Genomic DNA, 16310 nt, shown 5'->3' on the forward strand with positions numbered 1-16310 from the left:
GATTCTAGAATGCTATTCGAGTTAGGTTAGCGTTCTGTTAGTTACGCAGGCGAGAGGGGCACGGCGTGCGCCGCACCGTATTCAACGAGGACCATGAGGCGTTCCGGGACATGATCCGGTCGTTCATCGAGGCCGAGGTCGCCCCGGTCTACGACGCGTGGGAGAAGGCCGGCCACCCGCCGCGCGGCTTCTACCACAAGCTCGGCGAGCTGGGCGTGTTCGGCGTCCAGGTGCCCGAGGAGTACGGCGGTGCGGGCGAGACCAGCTTCAAGTACCAGGCCGTGATCTCCGAGGAGTGCGCCCGCGCCGCGGTGAGCTTCGGCGGTTACGGGGTGCACGTCAACCTCGTCCTGCCCTACCTGCTCAAGTACGGCTCGGACGAGCAGAAGAAGCGCTGGCTGCCGCCGTTCGTGTCCGGCGAGATGATGACCGCCATCGCGATGACCGAGCCCGGCACCGGCTCCGACCTCGCCGGCATCCAGACGACCGCGAAGCGCGACGGCGACCACTACATCCTCAACGGCGCCAAGACGTTCATCACCGGCGGCGTCCTCGCCGACCGCGTGCTCGTGGTGGCCCGGACGTCCCCCGCCACGCCCGAGAACCGCCGGGCCGGCCTGTCGATCCTCGCCGTCGACACCACGAGCGAGGGCTACGCCGTCGGCCGCAGGCTGGAGAAGATCGGCCAGCACAGCTCCGACACCGCCGAGCTGTCGTTCACCGACGTCCGGGTGCCCGTCGAGGACCTCCTCGGCGAGGAGGGCCGCGGCTTCGAGTACCTCACCCACAACCTCGCCGAGGAGCGCCTCGGCATCGCGACCAACGCCTACGCGTCCGCCGCCGCCGCGGTCGAGTTCGCCCGCAAGTACGTGCAGGAGCGCACCGTCTTCGGCAAGACCGTCTCCTCGTTCCAGAACACCAAGTTCGTCCTCGCCGAGTGCGCCACCGAGGTCGAGGCGGCCCGCTCGCTCGTCGACCGCTGCATCGAGGCCCTGGACGCCGGGGAGCTGACCCCCGCCGACGCCGCCGTCTGCAAGCTGTTCTGCACCGAGGTCCAGGGACGCGTCGTCGACAAGTGCCTTCAGCTGCACGGCGGCTACGGCTACATGATGGAGTACCCCATCGCGCGCCTGTACACCGACGCGCGGGTCACCCGCATCTACGGCGGCACCAGCGAGGTGCTCAAGACCATCATCGCCAAGGACATCCAGGTCTGACGGAAGGGTGCGCACATGACCGACAACCGTGTGGCCATCGTCACCGGCGCCGCGCGCGGCATCGGCGCCGCCACCGCCGTCCGCCTCGCCAGGGAGGGCTTCGCCGTCGCGGTCTGCGACCTCGACGAGGCCGCGTGCGCGGGCACCGTGGAGACGATCGCCAAGGACGGCGGAACGGCCCTCGCCGTCGGCGTGGACGTCGCCGACTCCGCGGCGGTCTCCGCCGCCGTCGCGCGCGTCGCCGCCGAGCTCGGGCCGCCCGTCGTGCTGGTGAACAACGCCGGCATCACCCGCGACAACCTGCTGTTCAAGATGTCCGACGACGACTGGGACGCCGTCATGTCGGTGCACCTGCGCGGCTCGTTCCTGATGAGCCGCGCCGCGCAGGAGCACATGACGAAGGCGGGCTGGGGCCGGATCGTGAACCTGTCGTCGGTGTCGGCGCTCGGCAACCGCGGCCAGGCCAACTACTCGGCCGCCAAGGCGGGCCTCCAGGGCTTCACCAAGACCCTCGCGATCGAGCTTGGCCGGTTCGGCGTCACCGTCAACGCGATCGCCCCCGGCTTCATCGCCACCGAGATGACGGCCGCGACCGCCGCCCGGATCGGCGTGGAGTTCGAGGACTTCAAGGCCGCCGCCGCCAAGGAGATCCCGGTGCGCCGCGTCGGCGTCCCCGAGGACATCGCCGGCACCGTCGCGTTCCTGGTCGGCGACGACGCCTCCTTCGTCTCGGGGCAGGTCATCTACGTGGCGGGCGGTCCGCGGGCATGAGCCGGCCCGTGCGCGGCGCCGTACCCACGCCGGGGCACGGCGCGTGACGTCGCCGCGGGCGGCCCGCCGCCACGGCCAGGCACGCGACCGGGAGGGGACGGAGGAGTCGCTGCGCGCGGCGGCCATCGCGCTGCTGCGGCGCGGCGGCGTCCTCGCCGGGCTGAACCTGCGGCAGGTCGCCGACGAGGCCGGCGTCAACCGCGGGCTGGTGTACCAGTACTTCGGGTCGCGGCGGGCGCTGCTGCGGTCGGCGCTGTTCCACCGGTCGCGGCTGAACGCCGAGGACGCGGTCGACGCGGCCGGCCTGCCGCTGCGCGAGCGGCTGTCGCGCCTGTTCTGGACGAGCCTGCGCAACCCCGAGCCGGTCCGCCTGGCGGCGCTGCTGGTGCTGGACGGCGACGACCGGCCCCGGGCGCTGCTCAACCGGGGCGCCGACCGGGAGGACCTCGCCGCGGAGGCCGCGGCGGGCCGCCTTCCCGTCGAGGACGTCGAGGCCGTGCAGGCGGCGATCGCGTCCACGATCTGCGGGTACACGCTGCTGCGCGAGCACCTCGCCAGGGAGATCGGCATGCCGGCGGAGGAACTGGACGCGCGCATGGCCCGCTGTGTGGAGGCCATGTTCACCGGCCGCGCGCCCTGACGGGGGCGGTTAGCGGGGGTGGGCCTCGTCGAGCCGCCGCGCCAGGGCGGCCGGTGCGCCGACGAGGGACGGGCCGTACCAGGTGAGGTCGCGCCCGCTGACGAGCGCCGCGTCGATGCCGGGGAACGCCTCGGGACCGTCGTCCTCGGTGAACGCGTACGGCTCGTCGGGCAGGACGACCAGGTCCGCGCCCGACGCGTTCAGCTCGTCCAGCGGAATCTTCGGATAGCGGTCCGGGTGGCCGGCGTACACGTTGGACACGCCGAGCCGGGACAGGACGTCGCCGGTGAAGGTGTCCCGGCCGACGACCATCCAGGGCCGCCGCCAGATCGGGATGACCGCCGCGCGGGGCGGGCGCGGCGCGACGTCCGACCAGACGCGCGCCGCCTCGTCCAGCCAGGCGGGGACCGGGACACGGCACGCCTCGGTGAGCATGCGGCGCAGCGACGCGAGGGCCTCGCCGACGGTGCGGATCTCGGTCATCCACACCGGGATGCCCGCGGCGCGCAGCGCCTCGACGTCGGCCGGGCGGTTCTCCTCGGTGTTGCCGAGGACGACGTGCGGCCGCAGCTCCGCGATCTTCTCCACGTCGGGGTTCTTCGTGCCGCGCACGCGCGGCACGTCCAGGCCCGCGGGGTGGGTGCACCAGTCGGTGGCGCCGGCCAGCAGGCCCGGCGCGGACACCGCGACCGTCTCCGTCAGGGACGGGACGATGGACACGACCCGGCGCACCCGGTCCGGAACGGGGACCGGGGCGCCGGTGTCGTCACGCGCGGTCATGGGCCGGACGATCAGACGTTGCGGCGGTACTGGCCGCCCACCTCGAAGAACGCGGCGGTGATCTGCTGGAGGCTACACACGCGCGCCGCGTCCATCAGCACCGCGAACACGTTCTCGCCCGCCCGCGCCGCCTCCTTGAGCGCGGCGAGGGCGGCCCGCGCCTCGTCGCCGTGCGCCTCCTGGTAGGCGCGGACGCGGTCGAGCTGGGACCGCTTCTCCTCCTCGGTGGCGCGGGCCAGCTCGATCTTCTGCGGCGTCCCGTCGCCGGAGTCCGGGGTGCGGAACGTGTTGACCCCGATCAGCGGCAGGGAGCCGTCGTGCTTGCGCTGCTCGTACAGCATCGACTCGTCCTGGATGCGGCCGCGCTGGTAACCGGTCTCCATCGCGCCGAGGACGCCGCCGCGCTCGCTGATCCGGTCGAACTCCGCCAGCACCGCCTCCTCGACCAGGTCGGTCAGCTCGTCGATGATGAACGACCCCTGCAGCGGGTTCTCGTTCATCGCGAGCCCCCACTCGCGGTTGATGATGAGCTGGATCGCCAGCGCCCGGCGCACCGACTCGGCCGTCGGCGTGGTGACGGCCTCGTCGTAGGCGTTGGTGTGCAGGCTGTTGCAGTTGTCGTAGATGGCGATGAGCGCCTGCAGCGTGGTCCGGATGTCGTTAAAGTGCATCTCCTGCGCGTGCAGGGAGCGGCCGGACGTCTGCACGTGGTACTTGAGCTTCTGGCTGCGCTCGTTGGCGCCGTACCTGTCGCGCATGGCCACGGCCCAGATGCGGCGGGCCACCCGCCCGAGGACGTTGTACTCGGGGTCCATGCCGTTGGAGAAGAAGAACGACAGGTTGGGCGCGAAGTCGTCGATGTCCATGCCGCGCGCCAGGTAGGACTCGACGTAGGTGAACCCGTTGGCGAGGGTGAACGCGAGCTGGCTGATGGGGTTCGCGCCCGCCTCGGCGATGTGGTAGCCGGAGATGGACACCGAATAGAAGTTGCGGACCTTGTTGGCGATGAACCACTCCTGGATGTCGCCCATCATCCGCAGCGAGAACTCGGTGGAGAAGATGCAGGTGTTCTGGCCCTGGTCCTCCTTGAGGATGTCGGCCTGCACGGTGCCGCGCACGGTCGACAGGACGCGCGCGCGGATCTGCGCGGCCTCCTCGGCGGACGGCTCGCGCCCGTGCTCCTCGTAGAAGGCGTCCAGCCCCTGGTCGATGGCCGTATTGAGGAAGAACGCCAGGATCGTGGGCGCGGGGCCGTTGATGGTCATCGACACCGACGTGGTCGGCGACGACAGGTCGAACCCGTCGTAGAGGGCCTTCATGTCGTCCAGCGTCGCGATCGACACCCCGGACGTGCCGACCTTGCCGTACACGTCGGGACGCTCGTCGGGATCGCGCCCGTACAAGGTGACCGAGTCGAACGCGGTGGACAGCCGCGTGGCGGGCTGGCCCTCCGACAGCAGCTTGAAGCGGCGGTTGGTGCGGAACGGGTCGCCCTCCCCCGCGAACATGCGCGCGGGGTCCTCGTTGTCGCGCTTGAAGGGGAACACGCCGGCGGTGAACGGGAACCGTCCCGGGAGGTTCTCCGACCGGAGGAACCGCAGCAGCTCGCCGTGGTCGGTGTAGCGCGGCAGCGCGACGCGCGGGATGCGGCTGCCCGACAGGGACTCGCGGGTCAGCTTGGTGTGCAGCTCCTTGTCGCGGATCTTCACGACCTGCTCGTCGCCGGAGTACGACTCCACGACCGCCGGCCACTCCTCGATCAGCCGGGCGCTGTCCGGCGCCACGTCGCGGCGCGCCTCCTCCAGCAGCGCCTCGACCTCGGAGGCGTCGGTCAGCTCCGCGCGGACCTCGTCCAGCCGCTGGACGCGCCGCACCGCCTCCATCTGCCTGGCCGTGTCCGCGTGGTAGCCGCGCACGGTCTCGGCGATGCCGGACAGGTACCGGACGCGGTTCGGCGGGATGACGGTCGCGGCGCCGGTCGACACCTTCGTCGCGGCCCTGGGCAGCGCCCCGTCCTCCAGCCGCAGCCCGCGCTCGCCCAAGAACTCCCCGAGGTGCTGGTAGAGGGCGGTGACGCCGTCGTCGTTGAAGGTGGCCGCGCTGGTGCCGAACACGGGCATGTCGTCGGGGCGCTGCCCGAACGCCTCCCGGTTGCGGACGAGCTGGCGGCCCACGTCCCGCAGCGCGTCGGCCGCGCCGCGCCGCTCGAACTTGTTGATCGCCACCACGTCCGCGAAGTCGAGCATGTCGATCTTCTCCAGCTGGGACGCGGCGCCGAACTCCGGCGTCATCACGTACAGCGACACGTCCACCAGCGGGACGATCGCGGCGTCGCCCTGCCCGATGCCGGGCGTCTCCAGCACGACCAGGTCGTATCCGGCGGCCTTGCACGCGGTGACGATGTCCTCGATGTTCTCGGGCAGCTCCCGCGCGCCCCGGGTGGCCAGCGAGCGGAAGAACACGCGGCCGCCGTCCAGGGAGTTCATCCGGATCCGGTCGCCGAGCAGCGCGCCGCCGCCGCGCCGCCGGGTCGGGTCGACGGCCAGCACCGCGACGCGCAGCCGGTCGCGCTGGTCGACGCGCAGCCGCCGCACCAGCTCGTCGGTGAGGGACGACTTCCCGGACCCGCCCGTGCCGGTGATGCCCAGCACCGGGACCCGGCGCGCGGCGGCCGCCTCGGCGAGCCGCGCCCGGTCGCCCTCCGGCAGCTTCCCGGCCTGCAGGCAGGTGAGGGTCCGGGCGAGGGCGCGCCGCCCGCCCGCCAGGACCTCCTCCACCGGGGCGGGTTCGGCCGCGAGGTCGACGTCGCAGTCGCGCACCAGCTCGTTGATCATGCCGGGGAGGCCGAGCCGCTGCCCGTCCTCCGGCGAGAAGATCCGCACGCCCGCGCCGGAGAGCCGGTCGATCTCCTCGTGCACGATGACGCCGCCGCCCCCGCCGAACACCCGCACGTGCTCGGCGCCGGCCTCCTTGAGGCTGCGCGACAGGAACTCGAAGTACTCGACGTGCCCGCCCTGGTAGGAGCTGATCGCCACGCCCTGCGCGTCCTCCTCCAGGACGGCGTCGACGACCTCGCTGACCGAGCGGTCATGCCCCAGGTGCACGACCTCGGCGCCCTGGGACTGCAGGATGCGCCGCATGATGTTGATCGCGGCGTCGTGGCCGTCGAACAGCGCCGCCGCCGTCACGAAGCGCACCGGGTGCACCGGCACGTGCAGCTCCCCCGTCACCGTCCCCACCCCAAACCTTGGACTTCCAATATTTGGAAGTTAAAATAGTTTCCGTGCGCGACGCGGTCAAGACCACATACGGTGGCCCGGTGCCCGACATACCCGATCCGATCGCCGAGGCCCACCGCCAGTGGAGCGCCCGCTGGCCCGAGCACGCCGACCACATGGCGGCCGTCACCTCGGTGATGCGGGCCCAGCAGCTCCTGCTCAGCCGGATCGAGGCGGTCCTCAAGCCGTTCGGGCTGACGTTCGCCGCCTACGAGGCCCTGCGCCTCCTGGCCTTCGCCCGTACCGGGACGCTCCCCATGGGCAAGATGGGCACGCGCCTCATGGTGCACCCCGCGTCGGTCACCAACGTGATCGGGCGGCTGGAGCAGCGCGGCCTCGTCGGCCGCCGCCCCTCCCCCGACGACCGCCGCGTCGTGCTCGCCACCATCACCCCGGCCGGCCGCGACCTCGCCGAGGAGGCCACGCTCGCGCTCAACGAGTCGGCCTTCGGCATCGCCGGCCTCCCCGCCGCCCAGGCCGCCGAGCTCACCGCGGCCCTGCGCCAGGTCCGCCTGACCACCGGCGACCTCGGTTAGCCCCGGCCGCCCTGGCCCGACGGCCGGTCGCGGAGGGCTCGGCGGAGCAGCTTCCCGGTGACGGTCTTCGGGATCTCGTCCAGGATCTCGACGGCCCGCGGGTACTTGTAGGCGGCCATGCGGTCGCGGCAGAAGGCGATCAGCTCCTCCGGCCCGGCGTCCGCGCCGGGGCGCAGGCTGACGAACGCCTTGACGGTCTCGCCGCGGTACTCGTCCGGGACGCCGACGACCGCGGCCTCGCGGACGGCCGGGTGCTCGTACAGGACGTCCTCGACCTCGCGGGGCCAGATCTTGTAGCCGCCCGCGTTGATCTGGTCCTTCTTGCGGTCCACCAGGTAGAACCAGCCGCCGGCGTCCATGTAGCCGACGTCGCCGGTGCGCAGCGCGCCGCCCGGCAGGGCCGCCGCGGTCTCCTCCGGCTTGTTCCAGTAGCCGGGGACCACCTGCGGGCCGGAGGTGACCAGCTCGCCGATCTCGCCGGGCGGCAGCTCCCGGCCGTCGTCGCCGACCACGCGGACGACCGTGTCGAACACCGGGACGCCGACGGACAGGGCCCCGGTCACCGGGTCCACCGGCGCCTCGGCGCCGAGCGGGACGGCGTGGGACGGCGAGGTCGTCTCGGTGAGGCCGTAGATGTTGTGGACGTACTGGCCGAAGGCGTCCCGGAACGCCGCGACCGTGCTCGGCGGGATCGGCGCGCCCCCGGAGTAGATCTTGGTGAGCGTGGCCAGCGCGTCGCGCGCCGCGTTCGGGGCGTTGAGCAGCGCGATGAAGACCGTGATCGAGCCGACCGTGAACGTGGCGCGCTCCGCCCGGATCGTGTCGATCGCGCGCGCCGGGTCGAAGCGGTTCATCAGCACGAGCCGGGCGCCGGTCAGCAGCGACAGCGCGACATGCCCGACCATGCCGGTGATGTGGAACAGCGGCGCGACCCCGAGGATCACGTCGCCCGGGCCGATGCCGATCCAGTCGCGGTAGGTCTGGGCGTTGAAGACCAGGTTGCCGTGGGTGTTCATCGCCCCCTTGGGCGGCCCGGTCGTCCCCGACGTGTAGGTGAGCAGGGCGACGTCGTCCGGGGAGGGGCGGGCCGGCGCCGCCGGGGAGCGTCCCGCGAACCGGTCGACCAGGTCCGCGAGGTCGAGCGTGCCGGCCGCGGGACGGTCCGGCTCGGCCACCGTGACGACGGTGCCCACCCCGGTGCCGGTGATCACCTCGCGCGCCACGTCCTCGTAGAGCCCGCTCAGGGCGACCAGGGCGCTCGCCCCGGCGTCGCGCAGGACGAGGTCGAGCTCGCGTGCCTTGTTCATCGGGTTCACCGGGACGGCGATGCCGCCGGCCTTCCAGACGCCGAGCAGCGCGATCACGAACTCCGGGACGTTCTGCAGGTACAGCGCGGCCCGGTCGCCGGGCCGGAGCCCCTCGGCCGCGAGGGCGGCGGCGAAGGCGTCCGAGCGGCGGCCGAGGTCGCGCCAGGTGATCCGCTCGCCGCGGCAGCGCAGGGCGTCGGCGTCCGGGTGCGCGGCCGCGGTGACGGCGGCCATGTCCAGGGCGCTCGCGTACTCGGGCTCGATGCCGGCCGGGATCCCCTCGCCGTAGCGCGCGAGCCACGGGCGGGCGCCGACGCTCATGTCTCCAGGGCTCATGTCTCCAGGCATATCCCAGATGTTTGTGCAGGTCGAGAACGGTGGTTTGTTGACTTATCGGACGGCGATGTCACGGTGGAGAGGTACCGGACTCGCGGAGGTGACGTGATGGCGGCGACGAGGCTGCATGTGCTCGACTGCGGGGCGATGAGCTGCGACCTGACGTGGCTCCTGCTGAAGGCGGGACGGACCATCCGGCCGCGCGGCGAGAAGGGCGCACCGAGCGAATGGGTGCGCTGCACCACCCACGCCGTCCTCGTGGAGACCCCGGAGGGCACGCTGCTGTGGGACACCAGCTGCCCCCGCGACTGGGAGACCCGCTGGGAGCCGAGCGGCCTGCAGGAGTTCTTCCCCTACGACCAGGTCGAGGAGGAGCAGTACCTCGACCGGCGGCTCGGCCAGGTGGGCGTGAGCCCGGAGAACCTCGACTTCGTCGTGCTGTCGCACCTGCACTTCGACCACGCGGGGAACGTCCGGCAGTTCGCGGGGACCGGCGCGCGGCTGGTGTGCAACCAGAAGGAGAAGGACTTCGCGTTCGGGTTCGAGGGCGAGTTCGAGGGCGCGCACCTCAAGGCCGACTACGGGGGCCTGGACTTCGAGACCGTCTCCGGCGACACCGAGTTCCTGCCGGGCGTCACCCTCATCGAGGCGCCGGGCCACACCCCCGGCACGATGGCGATGAAGGTCGACCTCCCCGACACCGGCACGATGATCTTCACGTCGGACGCGGTCTACCTCGGCGACTCCTACGGCCCGCCCGCGACGCCCGCCGCGATTGTCAGCGATCTTGGCGATTGGTACGCATCGGTGGAGAAGATCCGGGGAATCGCGGAGAAGAGCGATGCGACGGTGGTGTTCGGGCACGACGCGCAGCAAATGGACTCGCTGCGGCAGGCGCCCGACGCCTTCTACACCTGAGGACGGTCATGACGAACGAAACGGTCTTCACCTACGGAGCGCCCCAGCTGAAGTTCGGCGAGGGAGCGGCCGACGAGCTCGGCTTCGACCTCGCGCAGCTGGGGGCGCGCCGGGTGCTCGTGGTGACCGACCCCGGCGTCGCCGCGACGGGCGGCCCGCAGCGGATCGCCGACGCGATGAAGGCGTACGGCGTCGAGGCGGCGGTCTTCGACGGCGTCCGCGTGGAGCCGACGGACGCGAGCCTGCGGCAGGCCGTCGAGCACGCGCGGGAGACCGGGCCCTACGACGCCTACGTGGCCGTCGGCGGCGGATCGAGCATCGACACCGCCAAGGCGATTAACCTGCTCACGACGAACGAGGGCGACCTCGCCGAGTACCTGAACCCGCCGATCGGGGGCGGGCGGGCGCCGGAGCGACCCCTGCTGCCGCTGGTCGCCGTCCCCACCACGACCGGGACCGGCGCGGAGAGCACGACCGTGTGCGTCCTGGACGTCCTGGATCTGCGGGTCAAGACGGGCATCAGCCACCCGCGGATGCGGCCGACGCTCGCGGTGGTCGACCCCGAGCTGACGATGTCGCAGCCGTCCGGCGTGACCGCGTCCGCCGGGATGGACATCCTCTGCCACGCCTTGGAGAGCTACACCGCCCGCCCCTTCGACGACTTCGAGCGCAAGCAGCCCGAGCAGCGGGTGCCGTACTGCGGCGCCAACCCGGTATCGGACATGTGGGCGGAGAAGTCGCTGAGCCTGCTGTCCCGGTCGTTCCGCAGGGCCGTCCAGGACGGCGACGACCGGCAGGCCCGCGCCGACATGGCGCTCGCGGCGACGTTCGCGGGGCTCGGCTTCGGCAACGCCGGGGTCCACATCCCGCACGCCAACGCCTACCCCATCGCCGGGATGGTGAAGGACTTCCACCCCGCCGGCTACCCGGACGGGGAGGCGCTGGTCCCGCACGGGATGTCGGTGTCGCTGACCGCGCCGGAGGCGTTCCGGTTCACCTACCAGGCGCGCCCGGAGCGGCACGTGCGGGCCGCCGAGCTGCTCGACCCGCGCCTGGACCGGCCGAACGACCCGGCCGAGCACCTGCCGCTGGCGGTGCTGAACCTGATGCGCGACATCGGCATCCCGGACGGGATCGGCGGCGTCGGCTACGCCGAGGGCGACATCCCCGGCCTGGTGGAGGGCACGATGAAGCAGCAGCGGCTGCTGGCGACCTCGCCGCGCCCGGTGAACGAGGACGCGGTGGCGGAGATCTTCAAGCGCTCCCTGCGGCTGTGGTGAGGCGGGCATGCCGATCTACGAGCTGCGGTGCGAGGCCGGCCACCGGTTCGAGGTGATCCAGTCGTTCACCGCGCCGCTGCCGGCCTGCGCGTGCGGGGCGGCGACGGCGAAGGTCCCGGCGCGGTGCGGGCTGCTCGGGACGGCGTCCGTCCCGCCGCCGCAGGAGATGATGCCGCAGACGTGGCGCGGCACCCGCGAGGGCGACCGCGCGTACGTCACCGAGCTGCGGCGGACGGCGCAGGAGCGGCGCGCGCTGGAGGAGCGGCACCCCGAGCTGGCCGGCGACCGGCGGCCGGTCCTCGCCCACGAGGGCCGCTACGAGCACGCGCCGCTCCGGGCCGGGGACCCGCGCCCGCGTCCGGGCCCGGGGCCGGGTGGTCCGGAGAAGCCCGCCTAGTGGTCGCGGACCCAGGCGTCAATGAGGTCGGCGGCCCAGGGCCGCGAGCGCGGCAGGTAGTGGGTGTCCTCGATGAAGTCGAGCGTCTTGTCGGATGTGCCGAGGGCGTCGAAGATCGCGCGCGCGTCGCTGTCGTAGACGCCCTCGTCGGCGGTGGCGTGGACGACCAGGGACGGCACGGTGATCCGCGCGAGGTGCGGCGCGGCGGAGCACTGCGACGTGCGCAGGCTCCACATCGACAGCCACGAGCGGAGCGTGCAGAGGGAGCCGATGCCGAGGACGCCGTAGTTGGCCTTGACCGGCTCGCCCAGGTAGCACCGATCGGCTTCGCGGTCGGACGGCTCGATGGACGGGTCCATCATCCGCAGGTCGGCCCAGGTGCGGTGGACGGTGAACAGCTCGTCGCGGGCGCGGGTGCCCGTGAGGGCGTCCAGGCGGGCGAGGACCCGGTCGGTGATGCGCTCGTTGCGGGCGCGCTGGGCGGCGCGGTAGCGGGCCTGGAACTCCGCGCCGTAGGGCGGCCCGTTCGCGGGGTCGAACGGGTCGAGGGACGGGTCGGCCGACAGGGGGTCGGTCTCGTCGGTCACCGAGGGGTCCATCCACGCGGTGAGGACCTCGGGGCGGCCGGCGTGGGCGGCGAGGGCGATGAACAGGTCGCCGACGGGGAGGTCCTCGATGGCGGGGGCCGGGCGCATTCCGGCGACGGGCGTGACATTGGGCAGGACCGCCTGGGACTGGTAGGCGGCCATGAGCGACCCGCCGCCGGAGTTGCCCAGCAGGACGATCCGCTCGGCGCCGGCCTGCTCGCGGAGCCAGCGGACGCCGGTGCCGATCTCGGCGAGGGCGTGGTCGAGGAGGAAGTAGGCCTCGTTGCCGCGGAAGCGGGTGTTCCAGCCGAGGAAGCCGTACCCGCGGGCGGCGAGGTGCTCGGCGAGGTAGTGCTCGGAGAAGTCGACGTTGTAGTGGGTCGCGATGAACGCGGTCTTCGGCGGGGCGCCCGCCGGGCGGTGGTAGACGCCCTGGCACGGGTGGCCGCCCGCGCCCGCCCGCCCGGCCACGGGCGACGGCAGCCCCACGAACTCCCTGACGATCCCGCCCATCCCGTACCTCCCGGAACCCGACACCGAATCGCGTTCTGATCGTAGGGGGTGCCTGGAATGGGCGGCCGAGGACCTCCCGTCCCTTGGATGGGCGGAACGATCCCATATGCTGCGGACCACATCCGTTGTGTCGCAAGGAGGCGTGATGGCGGATTCGCCGACGATGACGTACGGCGGCTACCTGAAGCTCGACGAGCTCCTGTCCTGCCAGGAACCGAAGACCCGGGCCCACGACGAGCTGCTCTTCGTGATCATCCACCAGGTCTACGAGCTGTGGTTCAAGCAGATCCTGCACGAGGCCGCGCTGCTCCAGCGCCGGCTGGAGGAGGGCAACAGCGGAGGGTCGCTGCACACCGCGCGCCGCATCGCCAAGATCCTCAAGACCGTGGTCGGCCAGCTCGACGTCCTGGAGACCATGACGCCCCGGCAGTTCGCCGCCTTCCGCGACGCCCTCGGCAGCTCCAGCGGCTTCCAGAGCGAGCAGTTCCGCGAGATCGAGGCGGTGCTCGGCCGGCGCGGGTTCCCCGCCTCGGACCTGCGCGGGGACGAGCGCCTCCAGGCGGCCGTCGCCCGCCCGTCGCTCTTCGACTCGCTGCTGCGCTACCTCGCCGGGCGCGGGCTGCCCGTCCCCAGGGAGGCGCTCGACCGCGACGTCTCCCGGCAGTGGGAGCCGCACCCCGGCGTCCAGAAGGTGCTCCTCGCCGTCTACGCCGACGAGTCCGGGCCGGCCGCCGAGGTGTGCGAGGCGCTGGTCGACGTCGACGAGGGAATCCAGGAGTGGCGGTACCGCCACCTGAAGATGGTGGAGCGCACGATCGGCGCGAAGATCGGCACGGGCGGGTCGGCCGGCGCCGACTACCTGCGAAGCACCCTGTTCGCCCCCGCGTTCCCGGACCTGTGGGAGGTCCGCTCGCAGACCGAGGAGGCCCCGGTCAATGGCGGGTGACCGGGACCGGGTCGCGATCGTCGGCGCGGGCCTCGCGGGCTGCCTGCTCGCGGTGCTCCTCGGCCGCCGCGGCATCCCGGTGACGGTGTACGAGCGGCGCCCCGACCCGCGCGCCGCGGGCGCCGAGCGCGGCCGCTCGATCAACCTGGCGATCTCGGCCCGCGGGCTCGCCGCGCTGGAGCAGGTCGGCCTGCGCGAGCGGTCGCTCAAGCAGGCGCTGCCCATGCACGGGCGGATGGTCCACCCCCTGGGCGGGACGCCGAACTTCCAGCCCTACAGCGCGGACGGCGAACGCGCTATCAACTCCATCAGCCGCGCCGAGCTCAACCGGTCGCTGCTGGACACCGCCGAGGCGACCCCGGGGGTCACGCTCCGGTTCTCCCAGCGCGTCACGGGCGTGGACACCGCGGCCGGGGCCGTCCTACTGGAGGGCGGCGACGCCGAGCCCGCCGGCGTCGTCCTCGCCGGGGACGGCGCCTACAGCGCGGTCCGCCGGTCCCTCGAGCTGGGCGAGGACGCCGACTTCCTGGAACACGGGTACAAGGAGCTGACCATCCCGCCGACGCAGGACGGCGGGTTCGCCCTCGACCCCGACGCGCTGCACATCTGGCCCCGCGGCACCTCGATGATGATCGCGCTGCCGAACCTCGACCGGTCGTTCACCTGCACGCTGTTCTGGCCGAAGGACGACCTCGCCGCCCTCGACACGCCGGAGAAGGTCACCGCCCGCTTCGAGCGGGACTATCCGGACGCGGCCGGCCTGATGCCCGGCCTTGTCGACGACTACGCGGGCAACCCGGTCGGCTCGCTGGTCACCGTCCGCTGCCGGCCGTGGACGGCGCGCGGGGACGGCGCGGTCGTGGCCCTGCTCGGCGACGCCGCGCACGCGATCGTCCCGTTCTTCGGGCAGGGCGCCAACTGCGCCTTCGAGGACTGCATCGAGATCGACCGGTGCCTGACCGAGACGGGCGGGGACTGGGCCCGCGCGCTGACCCTCTACCAGGAGCGGCGCAAGGCCAACACCGACGCGATCGCCGAGATGGCGCTGGACAACTTCGTGGAGATGCGCGACCGGGTGTCGTCCCCGGTGTACCGGGCGAAGCAGGCCGCGACGCACGCCCTGGAGCGGCGCCTGGCCGGACGCTACGTCTCCCGCTACGAGCTGGTGTCGTTCTCGACGATGCCGTACGCGGAGATCCCGGCCCGGATCAGGCGGCAGAACCTGGTGCTAGCCGCGGCCGTCGCCGGTGCCGCGGCGGCCATCGGCCTCGGCGCACGCGCTCTGCGCCGCCGTCTGTAGCGCGGCGTCGCGGCGCCGCTGCCGGCGGCCGGCGGCGAGGTCGGCGCCGGCCGCGGCGAGCGCCGCCAGCACGAACCCCAGGATGACGATGAGCCCGTGCCGGAACGCCGCGGCCCAGTCCCCGGCCGTCGCGGCGACCGTCGCGAAGAACACCGAGCCGGCGGCGGCGATGCCCATCGCGGTGCCGACGCGCTGGCCCGTCTGCAGGACGCCCGCCGCGCTGCCGCCCTCGGTGGAGTCCACCTGCGACAGCGTCAGCGTCTGGTTCGGCGAGATGACGAGGCCGGTGCCGACGCCGGCCACCGCCAGCGGGGCCGCGGTCGCCCAGGCGACCCCGGCGCCCGGCACCAGCTCGACCGCGACCCAGGCGGCCCCGAGGCCGGCCAGCACCAGGCACAGGCCGGCGGCGACGAGCGACCGCCCGTAGCGCGTCACGACCCGGCCTCCGGCCGCGGACGCCGCGCCCGACCCGACCGCGAACGGCGTGATCGCGAGGCCCGCCCCGAGCGCGCTGTAGCCGAGGCCGTTCTGCAGGTAGAGGGTGAAGATGAAGAAGACCGCGGTGAACCCGGCGAAGAACAGCAGGGCGATCGCCGCGCCCAGCGTGTAGGAGCGGAGCCGGAACAGCGCGAGGTCGACCATCGGCGCCCCGGCCCGGCGCTCCCACACGGCGAACGCCGCGATCAGGACGGCGCCCGCGAGGACCAGCAGCCATTTCAGACCCGTCCTCCACTGCTGCTCCTGGACGAGCGGCAGCAGCACGCAGAAGACGCCGGCGCCGAGCAGGACCACCCCGAGGGGGTCCAGGCCCTGCCGCTCCCCGTAGACCGGGGCCGGCAGCAGCCGCCACGCCAGGAACAGCGCCGCGACCCCGACCGGGATGTTGACGTAGAACACCCATCGCCAGCCCTCCTCGGGCCCGGACAACGCGATCAGCGCGCCGCCGAGCAGCGGGCCCACGGCCGTGGCGATCCCGATCACCGCGCCGAGGGCGCCGAAGGCGCGTCCGCGCTCGGCGCCCTGGAACAGCTGCTGGATGAGCCCCGCGACCTGCGGGTTGAGGATCCCGCTCGCGACGCCCTGCACGAGCCGCGCCAGCAGGAGGAACAGGACCGTCGGGGCCATGCCCGCCGCCGCGCTCGCCACCGTGAACAGCGCGAGCCCGGCCATGAACACCGCGCGGCGGCTGCGGGCGTCGCCGAGCCTCCCGGCCGGGACGAGGACGAGCCCGAACGTCAGCGCGTACCCCGACACGATCCACTGCAGCTCCGCCGGGGACGCGTCCAGGCCCGCCCGGATCGAGGGCAGCGCGACGTTGACGATGCTGACGTCCAGCAGGGTCATGAACGCCGACACCAGGCAGACCGAGAGCGCCCGCCAGCGCCGCCGCCCCTCCTCGCCGCGCTCCTCGGCCGCAGTGCGCACGGGACCCTCCTATCCGGGGCCGGGCCGGGCGAAACGCGGGGCTGGACCGCTCCGCCCCGGCGCCCTGTGCCACAGTGGC

General features: G+C 72.9%; 14 protein-coding genes. 9 read left to right on the top strand and 5 right to left on the bottom strand.

The features are described from left to right. Nucleotides 1-65 precede the first annotated feature (65 nt). The 3 genes from ABGB11_RS12085 to ABGB11_RS12095 are packed head-to-tail and all read left to right on the top strand — an operon-like array spanning nt 66 to nt 2628. On the top strand, nt 66-1217 hold the full coding sequence (locus ABGB11_RS12085; RefSeq protein ID WP_347631889.1) for an acyl-CoA dehydrogenase family protein: 1152 nt from the start codon (nt 66-68) through the stop codon (nt 1215-1217). Nucleotides 1218-1232: 15 nt separating this feature from the next. Then, nucleotides 1233-1988: a 3-oxoacyl-ACP reductase FabG gene (gene fabG / locus ABGB11_RS12090; protein ID WP_347631891.1), complete on the top strand. Its 756-nt coding sequence runs from the start codon at nt 1233-1235 to the stop codon at nt 1986-1988. A gap of 43 nt (nt 1989-2031) precedes the next feature. After that, entirely contained in the window at nt 2032-2628 is a 597-nt protein-coding gene (locus ABGB11_RS12095; RefSeq protein ID WP_347631893.1) for a helix-turn-helix domain-containing protein, read from the top strand. Between the two features lie 9 nt (nt 2629-2637). On the opposite strand, the gene ABGB11_RS12100 is transcribed toward ABGB11_RS12095, so the two are convergent. Then, the gene (locus tag ABGB11_RS12100; protein WP_347631895.1) at nt 2638-3408 is read right to left on the bottom strand and encodes a helical backbone metal receptor; all 771 of its coding nucleotides are present in this window, start codon (nt 3406-3408) and stop codon (nt 2638-2640) included. A gap of 11 nt (nt 3409-3419) precedes the next feature. Further along, the gene (icmF, locus tag ABGB11_RS12105) at nt 3420-6638 is read right to left on the bottom strand and encodes a fused isobutyryl-CoA mutase/GTPase IcmF (protein ID WP_347631974.1); all 3219 of its coding nucleotides are present in this window, start codon (nt 6636-6638) and stop codon (nt 3420-3422) included. 89 nt (nt 6639-6727) lie between these two features. On the opposite strand from icmF, the gene ABGB11_RS12110 reads away from it, so the two are divergent. Beyond that, entirely contained in the window at nt 6728-7222 is a 495-nt protein-coding gene (locus ABGB11_RS12110; RefSeq protein ID WP_347631897.1) for a MarR family transcriptional regulator, read from the top strand. Here ABGB11_RS12110 and ABGB11_RS12115 read toward each other — a convergent pair. Beyond that, on the bottom strand, nt 7219-8865 hold the full coding sequence (locus tag ABGB11_RS12115) for an AMP-binding protein (RefSeq protein ID WP_347631899.1): 1647 nt from the start codon (nt 8863-8865) through the stop codon (nt 7219-7221). The two genes, ABGB11_RS12110 and ABGB11_RS12115, sit on opposite strands and share 4 nt — an antisense overlap. A gap of 108 nt (nt 8866-8973) precedes the next feature. Between ABGB11_RS12115 and ABGB11_RS12120 the strand changes: the two genes are divergently transcribed. Genes ABGB11_RS12120 through ABGB11_RS12130 form a run of 3 tightly spaced genes read left to right on the top strand, consistent with a single transcriptional unit; the run spans nt 8974 to nt 11460 of the window. Then, complete coding sequence (locus ABGB11_RS12120; RefSeq protein ID WP_347631901.1) at nt 8974-9783, top strand: N-acyl homoserine lactonase family protein; 810 nt, start codon at nt 8974-8976, stop codon at nt 9781-9783. An 8-nt stretch (nt 9784-9791) separates the two neighbouring features. Then, nucleotides 9792-11063, top strand: a complete 1272-nt coding sequence (locus ABGB11_RS12125; protein WP_347631903.1) for a hydroxyacid-oxoacid transhydrogenase — start codon at nt 9792-9794, stop codon at nt 11061-11063. Between the two features lie 7 nt (nt 11064-11070). Continuing rightward, on the top strand, nt 11071-11460 hold the full coding sequence (locus ABGB11_RS12130; protein ID WP_347631905.1) for a zinc ribbon domain-containing protein: 390 nt from the start codon (nt 11071-11073) through the stop codon (nt 11458-11460). Here the strand turns inward: ABGB11_RS12130 and ABGB11_RS12135 are convergent. Beyond that, nucleotides 11457-12560 carry an alpha/beta hydrolase gene (locus ABGB11_RS12135; RefSeq protein ID WP_347631907.1) on the bottom strand — a complete coding sequence of 368 codons (1104 nt, stop codon included), beginning with the start codon at nt 12558-12560 and terminating at the stop codon, nt 11457-11459. The two genes, ABGB11_RS12130 and ABGB11_RS12135, sit on opposite strands and share 4 nt — an antisense overlap. A 145-nt stretch (nt 12561-12705) precedes the next feature. On the opposite strand from ABGB11_RS12135, the gene ABGB11_RS12140 reads away from it, so the two are divergent. Together ABGB11_RS12140 and ABGB11_RS12145 are read left to right on the top strand one after the other, a co-directional pair. Then, nucleotides 12706-13506 (top strand): tryptophan 2,3-dioxygenase family protein, encoded by an 801-nt coding sequence (locus ABGB11_RS12140; RefSeq protein ID WP_347631909.1) that lies wholly within the window; start codon nt 12706-12708, stop codon nt 13504-13506. Then, complete coding sequence (locus ABGB11_RS12145) at nt 13496-14806, top strand: NAD(P)/FAD-dependent oxidoreductase (protein WP_347631910.1); 1311 nt, start codon at nt 13496-13498, stop codon at nt 14804-14806. The genes ABGB11_RS12140 and ABGB11_RS12145 overlap by 11 nt, the downstream gene beginning before the upstream one ends. Here the strand turns inward: ABGB11_RS12145 and ABGB11_RS12150 are convergent. Beyond that, complete coding sequence (locus tag ABGB11_RS12150; protein WP_347631912.1) at nt 14735-16231, bottom strand: DHA2 family efflux MFS transporter permease subunit; 1497 nt, start codon at nt 16229-16231, stop codon at nt 14735-14737. The genes ABGB11_RS12145 and ABGB11_RS12150 overlap by 72 nt on opposite strands. Between the last annotated feature and the right edge of the window lie 79 nt (nt 16232-16310).

The organism is Actinomadura sp. B10D3 (assembly GCF_039871695.1).
Taxonomy (GTDB): Bacteria; Actinomycetota; Actinomycetes; order Streptosporangiales; family Streptosporangiaceae; genus Spirillospora; species Spirillospora madurae.

Excerpts from the sequence above, each read along its gene's own strand:
- ABGB11_RS12115 (WP_347631899.1), bottom strand. The coding sequence starts at position 8,865 with ATGAGCCCTGGAGACATGAGCGTCGGCGCCCGCCCGTGGCTCGCGCGC.
- ABGB11_RS12125 (WP_347631903.1), top strand. The coding sequence starts at position 9,792 with ATGACGAACGAAACGGTCTTCACCTACGGAGCGCCCCAGCTGAAGTTC.
- fabG (WP_347631891.1), top strand. The coding sequence starts at position 1,233 with ATGACCGACAACCGTGTGGCCATCGTCACCGGCGCCGCGCGCGGCATC.
- ABGB11_RS12140 (WP_347631909.1), top strand. The coding sequence starts at position 12,706 with ATGGCGGATTCGCCGACGATGACGTACGGCGGCTACCTGAAGCTCGAC.
- ABGB11_RS12100 (WP_347631895.1), bottom strand. The coding sequence starts at position 3,408 with ATGACCGCGCGTGACGACACCGGCGCCCCGGTCCCCGTTCCGGACCGG.
- ABGB11_RS12135 (WP_347631907.1), bottom strand. The coding sequence starts at position 12,560 with ATGGGCGGGATCGTCAGGGAGTTCGTGGGGCTGCCGTCGCCCGTGGCC.
- ABGB11_RS12120 (WP_347631901.1), top strand. The coding sequence starts at position 8,974 with ATGGCGGCGACGAGGCTGCATGTGCTCGACTGCGGGGCGATGAGCTGC.
- ABGB11_RS12145 (WP_347631910.1), top strand. The coding sequence starts at position 13,496 with ATGGCGGGTGACCGGGACCGGGTCGCGATCGTCGGCGCGGGCCTCGCG.
- ABGB11_RS12130 (WP_347631905.1), top strand. The coding sequence starts at position 11,071 with ATGCCGATCTACGAGCTGCGGTGCGAGGCCGGCCACCGGTTCGAGGTG.